We start from the raw sequence: 8,288 nt of genomic DNA on the forward strand, positions 1-8,288 counted from the left end.
CCACCTGCGGTCAGTCCGCCCACCTGCGGTCAGTCCGGCTGGCCGTCCAATCCGATGGCCAGATAGGTGGCGCCATAAAGCCCGTGCATCAGCAAGGTGATATAGCGGTCGACCTCGCTGCCCTGCCCAGCGCCGATCTCGCAGACGCGTACACCGGCCTCCCGAGCGGCCTCATGCAGTAGGCGCCCGGCCTGCAACTCGGCCTCTCCCGAGTGCTCATCATCGAGAATCACCAGCACCGTTCGGCGCTGCTGTTGATCTGTGAACGGGTCGGCGAACAGATCATGCGGCTTCGTGTGCTGCAGCACCTCAATGATCTCGCCCGCATCCGAGGCCACGGCATGACGTCCGGACGCAGCCCTGATCGCCTCCGCCAGCCGGCGACTCGCGCGCGCCGCCAGCACCGAGCCACCCCACAGCAGCGGGTCGGCATCTGCCAGCGCGCAGGCCAGATCCTTCGCCGGGTTGGACGACAGGTCGCGGTGCGGACTGGACGCCTCCGCCACCATGTCGGCGGCCTCGGCTGCGTTCTCGATGGTGACCACCGGCCCAAGCCCGGCATTGTGCAACTGGGCGAGCACCGCCAGCGCGGCGGCGGTGGGATCGGCGGTTCGGGTGAGGACCTGGATCGCCTGACCGGAGATCGTTTGGGCGATCTGCGAATCCTGCGGCGCGGCCAGCATCACCTGGGCACCGCGCCGGGTCGCCTCGGCCGCCGTGGCCATCAGCGCAGGGCTGTCGTATGCCTGGGACCCGCTGGCCAATACCACCACCAGATCCAATGCCCCAACCCAGCCGGGCAGCCCCGGCAGCGGCCAGGCGATCAGCGGTACCGGGCAGACCGGTTCCAGCACGGCCCGGATCAGCCGGGCCTCGGCGCCCGCCACGATCACCCCGCGCGGTGTCATCGTCAGATCGGCAGGCACCCGAGCATCCAAGGCCTCGCTGCGAATACGGGCGCCTGCCATCGCAAGATGCCTCAGCCTGGAATCGTAGGCGGCCAGAACCTCAGGATCGTCCAGCCGGGTCTCGTCGAATTCACTGAACATGGCAGCCTCAGCGGGTGCTTCGCGCCTGATCGACCAGCAGCACGGGAATGCCCTCACGTACCGGATAGGCCATCGCGCAGTCGGCATTCACGCAGACCAACTCGGCCCGCTCGTAGTCAACAGCGAACGGCGAGTGGCAGGCCGGACACGCGGCGATCTCAAGGAATTGCCTGGTCAAGCCCAGTTCGTCCGCAGCATTCTTGGTGTCCATCTTTACTCTCCGTCTGCTTTCAGTTCTTCGATGAGTTCGCGGACATAACGCTCGGTCTCGGCCGGGCCGCTGACTGCGTGGCACTCGACTCCGAGTTCGGCAACCGGATAGTCATTGCCGCCGGGCATCAAACGGTCGCCGACGAAGAGCATCTCGTCCAGACCGACGCCGGTCTGCCGCGACAGGCTACTCATGCCATACGCCTTATCGATGCCGCGACGGGTCACGTCAATCGATGTCGAGCCACCCGCGCGGACCTCCAGGTCCGGCAACTCCAACGCCACCGCCGCGCGCAGCCGCTCACGTTTACTACCGTCGGGATCCCAGGCCTTCTTGTCACCGACCACAGCCTGCTGCCCGAGCGCCGAATAGGTGATCTGAGAGCCGCGATCCTCAATTCGCGGACCGGTCACCAGCGTGTCGGGTTCCCACAGGCCGAGCGCCTTCGCGCAGCTCTCCAGGGCCTCGCTGGCCGCTTGCTTCTGGGCGTGAGACAGGTCGTGAGCATAAACCTCGTGCCACAGCCCCTCGTAGAAGCGCAGATAGCGGGTGCCGCAGGTCGGCATCAGATGCAGATCGCCGAGATTCGTGTCGGCAGGCAGATTGGCCAGCAGTTGCGTGTCGAACTGCTCGAATTGCCCACCGGAGATGATGCAGACCGGGCGCACGGCCAGCAGATCGGCGAGCGTTCGAGCCATCGATGCCTGCAGGGGCGATTTCGACTCGGCGAGGGTGTCATCGAGGTCGAATGCGACCATGCGTGTGTGGGCGGGCTGATTCACCCAGCCAGTGTAGTTCAGGGCAGCGGGCGCCACCACGCGCGGGATGGTGCTGAGGCACCCGATCAGCCGTGGCGGTGTGCGTCGGCGATCATTCGCAGGTGACCGCGCCGTCCCAGCTCGACGATAGTGTCCGGATCGCCGGCCTGCCGGCCGCTACCTGAGCCATCCGAGAACCCGACTTCGCGCACTGCGTTGGCCAAGGCGAGCAGATCGTCCTCGTCCGGCTCGGGAACAAGCGTCTCCGGTTCGGCGAGTCTGATGACCTCCCAGCCCTGCGGCACGGTCATCTTGGACGCATGGCCGGCGCACAGGTCGTAGCAGCCGGGCGTCGCTTGCAGAGCGAGCGGGCCGAGCACTGCGGTGGAGTCGGCATAGACGTAGGTCAACGTGGCCACGGCCCGGCCCTTGCAGCCGCTTCGGGTGCACTGCCTGTTCATCACGACCCCCACGCTAACCTGTGACAACCTGTGAGGCCAGATAGGACCGCTCGGGGCGGCGCGTTTCTCAACCTGGGCGTTAGAGTGCCGTCATGACCGACAGACGCGACCGGCACGGCAGGGGCGTACGGGGACCGCTCTGTTTGCCCAATCCCCTCACCGGCGCCCCGGTGCGGCTGCCCGGCCACGTCAGCGCCGCCGAATTCTTCATCCAGGCCATTACCGCGTCGATCCAACGACTGATGCAGACCTGTCCGGACGCGCTTGCCGGAGTGGATGTCGGGGTCGAGGATGTGCCCAGTTCAACCTTCGACTGGGCGCTGCTCGACCGGGTTCCGCTCGCGGCGGCCATCGACGCCACCACGACCCGTCCCGCCCGCATCGTGCTCTTCCGGCGTCCGCTGGAGCGCCGCGCCTCCGACCGGGACGACCTCCGCGATCTCGTCCACATCACACTCGTCGAGCAGCTATCTGCGCTCACAGCACGCTCGATGCACGATCTGGATCCCGACCTGGACGAGGAGTGAACGCGGCGGCGATTAAGGCCCCTGAGATCGGGAACCCGGCGTCGACTATCAGCGGCCGAGACCCACATCGATCTCCACCGGCATGGTCGATCGAGCACGGGCCGCCGGTTCGAGTTGAGCGATGGCAAATCCCGACCGGCCCTGAGCACTCAACATCAACGCGCCGAACAGCGGCGCGGTCGACGTGGCCCGAGCGGTCGCTGCGGCTTCGGGAATCGGAATTGACGCCACCGTCCCGGCAGGGATCCTCAGATTGGCATTGGCCTGGCCTTCTCCCCAATCCACGACGACGAGCGCCTCCCTGTTGCCCGGATTGGCCAGCTGCAAGCTACCCGGCCCCGCGACGACACCGACGAGGTTCTGGCCTGCCACGGATTCGTCGGCGGCCTGCGCCGGTTCAATACCGAAATCATCGCTGGCGGTGACGACCGCGGAGGCGGCGATCGGATCGTCCGAGGAGATCAGCAGCGAGACCGGCAGCCCGCCGATCGCGTCGGTGAGGTCCACTGCCGCGGTGCGCTGAGCATTCAAGGTGACCGATTCGAAACCTGGAAGCGTGAAGCGCCCGGCCTCGCTCAGGCCTTCGAGCTGGACGACGGCGCGGCTGGTTCCGGGATTGGTCAGCAGGATCACCGTCTTCGAGGGCCGGGCCGGCACCGCAGGGATGATCAGATCGGTGCTCTGCAGGGTGCCGGTGGCGAAATCGGCTCCCGAGTTGCGGGCAACCTGGGCGCTCAGGCCTACCCGCCCCAGACTGGTGCGCACCCGGGCACCCAGCGCGTCGACCGACCCTGCCAGCGGGTCCAGGTCGATGACATGCTGCGAATTTGCGCCGACGGTGATGCCGCGCAGCCCGTCGCCGGTGATCTCGCCGTCGGGACCGCTCAGCGTGACATCGACCAACGCATCAACCGATTCCGGATTGACGATCGTCAACGAAGCTTCCGCCCCGCCGGGCAGCTGAACATACTGGTCGTCGGCACCTGCCTCGCAGGCGCCCCACCATTGCTGGTTCTCGGTGGTCACCAGTGAGCCGCCGGTGACGCCGGACTCTGCGACGGCCGGACTGATCAGCAGCGGCTCGGTTTGCCCAGGCAACTCCAAGCGGCCGGACTGGGTGGTCGCCTGGTCGTCCCCGATCTGGCGGACGTCGATTCCGCCGTCGGGCGTGAACGCCAACAAGCTCGCCTCGCCGCCGGCAGGTACCGGGCAGATCCGGCTGATCGCGGTGACCAGCGGAATCGTCCCAGACAGCGGTGCCGGCTCGGCGGGAATGGCTCCCGCTCCGAACGCCGTGCCCAGGCCGAGCACCGTGATACCCACGACAGTCAACGGCCAGCGCGATGCGCCGCGTCCGGTGTTCGCCGCCGGTGGGCTGGGATTCTGCGCCGGCCTCGCCTTGTCCGTCATCGGTCGGCCAGGTGTCGCGTCGGCGCCCTGCTGGTCGTCTGCGCTGTCCACATCCTCGGGCGGGCCCGCGTGCCTCGGCGCCAGATCGATGGACGACAGCGTCGGATCCTCGTCCTCACCATCTGCAAGCGCCCGGGAGGCGCGGCGCGGCGCGACCACATCCTGCGATTCGTCCAGCCAAAGCCCGCGACGGATCGCGCTCATCTCGAGTTCGGTTTCGTCGCTGCCGAACTGGTCGTCCGGGTCGGATGGCAGTCCGCGTCGTGGATTCATCGGCCCTCCCCTGTCGACGAGACGGGATCGTGCTTCAACGCGCGGCGCGGGGCGTTGGCCCGCTGAATGGTGGGGGCTGCCATCACCAGCAGCGCCAGCAGCGCGAGCGCCTGCCAGCTGACCGCCAGGACGTCGGCGCCCATCCAGTAATGCAGCTGGCCGGTACGGCCCTGGGTCTGCCAGGCCTGCCGCCAGTCGCCGGAGTCGGCGTCCGGCAGCGGTTGGCCGTCGATCTCCGCATGCCAATCGGAGTCGGCCGGGGAACTGAGCACAACCAGCGTCTCGGGATCCGCCTGGCGGATCATGCCGTCGGCAATCGGACGAGCGGCTTCGTCGCCGGGATCGAGCAGCAGGGCGCGGCTCGGGTTGGTGGCGATGGCGAAGACGACGGTCTGTTCGTCATGGGTCGCGGCACTCATCTGCGGGGCAGCCGATAGCGCGGTGATCGCGTCGGGATGAGCACCGCGCACCCAGACATGGCCGATGCCCAACTGGGTGAGCCGGGCTGCCAGATCATCGGAGGGCTGTCCCTGCGCAAACTGCTCGGCCACCTGCAAGATCTCGTCGGCGGCTTGCTCGTCGAAGGCCAGCAGCGGCGATTCGGCTCGTCCCCAGGCCGGGGTGGCTGCCGCGGTGACGTTGAATCGTGCGACTCCGCTACTCAGATCGACCATCAGGGTGCGGGTCTGGCGCGCCGACTCCTGTGCACCGCTCACGTAGCTGGGCAACTCCGCTGTCTCGCGGTGCAGCGGCGCGGTGCTGCCGATCAGCCACCACCCGAACCCCAGCACCATCGACACCGCCAGCCCGGCGCCCAGCAGAGCGCGGCTGCGATTGGCGATCGGGCGCTCGGCCACGTCGTCCGAAGGCTCCTCGACCACGCGAGACGGCTCCGGGCCGATTCCGAGGGCCCCCAGGCTCAGCAGCGCGAAGAGTCCGATGAGCAGCGGACCTGTCGGATCCGGACGCACAGACACCCGCGCCACCGTGATGACGAGGCGTGGCAGCAGAACGGCGATAACGGCGGCCACCAGCCCGCTGACGAGCAACACCATCGCCTGCCTGCGCCCGGCAGGCCGGGCCCGAACTGCCCCGAGGACGCCGATCACCCAGATCGATCCGATGGCCACCACCCCGAACGGCCAGGGCGCGCCAGGCAGGTAGGCGCTGCCGGTGAGCACATGCCAGGCGTCCGGCGCGTGTCCCGCGAGGCGGGTTGCCGGGTCGGTGCCGGTGAGCAGGCGGCCGGGATCGGCGAACAGCCGCGGCAGCCAAGAGGCAGTCATGACCACCGGACCGAGGATGGCTATCAGCATGCCGCGCAGGTCCTTGCGTCCAGCGCCCGCGTAGACCGCGATCGCCACGCCAAGCAGCCAAGCCCAGGGCATGGACGAGCAGAGTATTCCGGTGAGCACGGCCACCATGGCGGGCGCGCGCAGGCCGTCCGCGCCGGTGATCGCCATGCGGCGCCAGCGGCGGGCGGCCATCCCGAGCAGCGGCAACACGATCGCCAGCACCGACATGTCGAGCGATCCCTGCCCGGTGGCACCGACCAGCGGCAGCAGTACACCCCACAAACAGGCGAGCGCGGCCGTCCACCAGCCGTGCCCGGTGATGGCGCGCAGGTAGTGGAACGCCGACCAGCTCGCCAACGCGGGGCCGCCGAGCAGCAGCAACGTGGCGAACCAGTCGGGCTGTCCGAACGCGAGCGTCGAGCCGAGAGCCATCAGGCCAAGCCAAGGGGCGTTTGACCCGGGCAGCCCGGCATCTGACCGAGTCCAGTTGCGCCACGCCTGCGTGAGGTCGCTCGGTGCCGGCAGCAGCGCGGGTCCGGACAAGGTGCCGAAATGCATGAGCTGGCGGGCTGCGAACAGGCTACCGGCCAGCATCACCAGCAACCCGATGACCGCCGGCGACCAGAGCCGGACGCGCTGCCTGCCGCCGGCGAAGTCGTCGCCGGTGAGTTCGTCCAGCATCCCGGAATCGTCGTCGGTGGTGAGGTCGTTGTAGTAGTCGCTGACGGCTCCGGCGGTGCGATCGAAGAAACGCTTGACTCCCCAGCCACTGCCCGGCAGCAGTCCGGCCGCCAGTTCGGTGGTGGCCTCCGCCCTGTTCTTGGCTGCGGTCGCGACGAGTTCGGATCTGCGCCGCCGCAGCAGAGCCGCCGCGCGCAGCCGGCTGCCGGCCAGGCTTGGCGACTTGCCGAGCAGATAGCCGGCGGCGCCGGCGACCGATTGAGCGCTGATCCGCGCAATCGTGCGGCCGGGCTTGGCCGAATGCGCGGCGGCGACCGCCATTCCGGCCGCCAGATCGGCCTGCACGGAGTCGGGCGCCAACACACTGTCGCGCAATCCGATGCGTCCGGCCTCGACGTGGCGCAACGCGGCCTTGGGACAGGTGCGCACCACCAAGCCCTGTGCGTTGGCTCGCCAGCCAAGATCGACGCCGTCACGGAAGAGCGGGATGGCCGGATCGAGGCCACCCAGGCGGCGCCACGCGTCGGCCGTGACGAGCAGTCCCGCCGTCGAGGCGCCGAGCACCTGAGCCGGTTCTTGCTGGTGCTGATCGATATCGCCGGGCTCGACGGTGTGCACGCGTTGGCCGGACGGCGAGATCGATTCGCCGACCGCGCTCATCTGATCGGGATGGTTACGACGCTTGGGACGCAGCAGCTTGGGCACCACGATCGAAGGCAATCTGCCGTCCTCGTCGGGGGTAGCGGCGCTCAGCAGGAGTTCGGTCAGTGCACTGCGGTTCGGGGCGGAGTCATCGTGTAGCAGCCAGATCGTGGCCGGATCGAAGCCGTCGCCGGTGGCTTGCTCAATGGCGATGCCGACGTTCGCGCCGAAGCCCTGGTCGGCGTGGCCGTCGACGACGGTGTGGATCAGGCCGTCGTGGACGCCCTTGTCGAGCAGCGCGCGCGAGCCATCCGACGAACCGGCGTCGACGGAGATCAAGCGTCCGGGTTGATCGTCCATTCTGGCCAGTGCCACCAGTGTTCTCCCCAGCCACTGTTCGCCATTATGCGCGACGAGTACCGCCAGCACCGTGCTGGCGTCCACGTTTGCGGGCGGGTCGTCGGGCGAGCGATGGGCCCATGCCCACATGTCTTCTGGCCGGTCCATTAGCTGAACCCTAGCGAACGCGGTGAAAGACCTGCGGCATTTGCAGGCCGACAGGCCCGCGAATCGTGCCTAGACCGCGCGCTTCTTGAGCTGGCGGCGTTCGCGTTCCGAAAGCCCGCCCCAGATGCCGAAACGCTCGTCGTTCGACAGCGCGTAGTCCAAGCACTCGGACCGCACTTCGCAATTCTGGCAGACGCGCTTCGCCTCGCGCGTGGAGCCACCCTTTTCGGGGAAGAACGCTTCTGGATCGGTCTGGGCGCACAAAGCCTGTTCTTGCCAGCCGAGGACGCCGTCGTCTTCATCGTTGTCGAAGAGCTCCTGCAAGGGCTGCACTTCCCACTCCTTTCGACCGGCTCGCCTGGGGGACACAACTTACACCCTTGAAATTACACCCGTGTGGTTCATGGGGCGTCAAGATGGCCGATCCCGTTGGATATAAGCCGATCCCGTTGGATATAAGAGGTCGTGCGCCGC

At 68.0% G+C, this 8,288-nt stretch carries 8 protein-coding genes; 1 reads left to right on the top strand and 7 read right to left on the bottom strand.

The features are described 5' to 3' along the window. Positions 1-29: 29 nt before the first annotated feature. The 4 genes from AAFP05_RS07215 to AAFP05_RS07230 form a co-directional block, all read right to left on the bottom strand. The gene (locus AAFP05_RS07215; protein WP_341729183.1) at positions 30-1,049 is read right to left on the bottom strand and encodes an SIS domain-containing protein; all 1,020 of its coding nucleotides are present in this window, start codon (positions 1,047-1,049) and stop codon (positions 30-32) included. Positions 1,050-1,056: 7 nt separating this feature from the next. Then, positions 1,057-1,260, bottom strand: coding sequence for a Trm112 family protein (locus AAFP05_RS07220; protein ID WP_341729184.1), 204 nt, complete (start codon positions 1,258-1,260; stop codon positions 1,057-1,059). A 2-nt stretch (positions 1,261-1,262) separates the two neighbouring features. Continuing rightward, a complete protein-coding gene (locus tag AAFP05_RS07225; protein WP_341729215.1) occupies positions 1,263-2,018 on the bottom strand; it encodes an HAD-IIB family hydrolase in 756 nt (251 codons plus the stop codon). Between the two features lie 86 nt (positions 2,019-2,104). Next, positions 2,105-2,479, bottom strand: a complete 375-nt coding sequence (locus AAFP05_RS07230; RefSeq protein WP_341729216.1) for a DUF3499 domain-containing protein — start codon at positions 2,477-2,479, stop codon at positions 2,105-2,107. Positions 2,480-2,571: 92 nt separating this feature from the next. Between AAFP05_RS07230 and AAFP05_RS07235 the strand changes: the two genes are divergently transcribed. After that, the gene (locus AAFP05_RS07235) at positions 2,572-3,006 is read left to right on the top strand and encodes a metallopeptidase family protein (protein WP_341729185.1); all 435 of its coding nucleotides are present in this window, start codon (positions 2,572-2,574) and stop codon (positions 3,004-3,006) included. Positions 3,007-3,054: 48 nt separating this feature from the next. On the opposite strand, the gene AAFP05_RS07240 is transcribed toward AAFP05_RS07235, so the two are convergent. The 3 genes from AAFP05_RS07240 to AAFP05_RS07250 form a co-directional block, all read right to left on the bottom strand. Beyond that, positions 3,055-4,689 carry a DUF5719 family protein gene (locus AAFP05_RS07240; protein ID WP_341729186.1) on the bottom strand — a complete coding sequence of 545 codons (1,635 nt, stop codon included), beginning with the start codon at positions 4,687-4,689 and terminating at the stop codon, positions 3,055-3,057. After that, complete coding sequence (locus AAFP05_RS07245) at positions 4,686-7,814, bottom strand: glycosyltransferase (RefSeq protein WP_341729187.1); 3,129 nt, start codon at positions 7,812-7,814, stop codon at positions 4,686-4,688. The genes AAFP05_RS07240 and AAFP05_RS07245 overlap by 4 nt, the downstream gene beginning before the upstream one ends. A gap of 69 nt (positions 7,815-7,883) precedes the next feature. Then, a complete protein-coding gene (locus AAFP05_RS07250) occupies positions 7,884-8,138 on the bottom strand; it encodes a WhiB family transcriptional regulator (protein WP_341729217.1) in 255 nt (84 codons plus the stop codon). Positions 8,139-8,288: the final 150 nt, after the last annotated feature.

It is taken from the genome of Brooklawnia sp. (assembly GCF_032229645.1).
Classification (GTDB): domain Bacteria; phylum Actinomycetota; class Actinomycetes; order Propionibacteriales; family Propionibacteriaceae; genus Brooklawnia.